This is a genomic window from Frankia sp. AgPm24 (genome assembly GCF_023243055.1).
GTDB classification, from domain to species: Bacteria; Actinomycetota; Actinomycetes; order Frankiales; family Frankiaceae; genus Frankia; species Frankia umida.
Genome location: NZ_JALKFW010000072.1, coordinates 1 through 958, shown reverse-complemented (window position 1 = coordinate 958; position 958 = coordinate 1). Strand labels below are relative to the sequence as shown.

Sequence of the window (958 nt, the reverse complement as noted above, 5' to 3'; positions counted from 1 at the left end):
GGCAGGGCCGTCGGGAACCGCACCGGCGGCGTGCGCTCGTCGATCTCCGCCAGCACCTCGGAGATCGGCCGATAGACATCACCTGGACGAATCTTGAAATAGCGGCGGACGCTGTGGCGGGCGAACGTCCCCTCGATGTCGGCACGCAGCCGTTCGTCGAGCAGCTCATGGGCCCGGCACATGTCGATGAAGAACGTGCCACGATTTCGACTCGGCACCACCTGCGGAAGAATCAGGGTCAGATCGAAAGGTTCGGGCATGAACTGGTAGTCCGAATGCCAGAACTTCCCGGTCCGCGGGACGCCGACCCGCTGCCCTTCGGTGGGCAGATTCGAGGAGACGAAGACCTCGGGGACGTCCGGGTGATGGTAGATCGGTTCGTAGTAGGCCTGCGGCGTACCGAGCCGCCGGCCCAGTTCCAGGAAGGCGCCCGGCTTGAGCCGCTGGTCCTTCACAACGGCGATGCGTTCTCGGTAGACGGTTTGCTTCAGCTCGGTGACATCCCGGTCCGAGGCCAGGTCGAAGCCCTCGATCACCACTCCGAAGCCGTTGTCCTGGGGACGTGTTCTCACGAGGACGGACTCCCTTCGACCGCGCCGCCACCCGGGCGGCTCACACCCCTGGACGAGGCCGCTGCCACCGCCTGCTCGACCAGATCTCCGACGCTGGCGATGTCGGCGATGCGGTCATCGGGGACCGCCACGCCGAGCTCGCGCTCCAACCTGGTGAGCAGATCCACCAGGCCGAGGGAGTCCACATCAAGATCGCGCAACAACGCAGAGTCGTCGATGTCGCCGGGCGTCAACGGCCCGGACTCCTCGACGAAAGCCCTGATCACCGCGTGCACGTCGGCCGGTGTGACCTCGTCGACCCCGATCCCCCCACTCACGGCATGATCTCCGGCCAGACGAGCGCCACCGAGCCCCAGGTGGTACCGCCGCCGAACGCCGTGAGCAGG

Annotated in this window: 2 protein-coding genes; both read right to left on the bottom strand. The window is 66.6% G+C overall.

Annotation, left to right across the window (positions count from 1 at the left end; translation table 11 throughout):
* The coding region (locus MXD61_RS05695) for a TauD/TfdA family dioxygenase (RefSeq protein ID WP_248811793.1) at window positions 1-572 on the bottom strand (572 nt) is incomplete at its 3' end.
* Window positions 569-958, bottom strand: a 390-nt coding sequence (locus tag MXD61_RS05690) for an acyl carrier protein (protein WP_248811792.1), incomplete at its 5' end; no start/stop codon positions are given. The genes MXD61_RS05695 and MXD61_RS05690, both read right to left, overlap by 4 nt.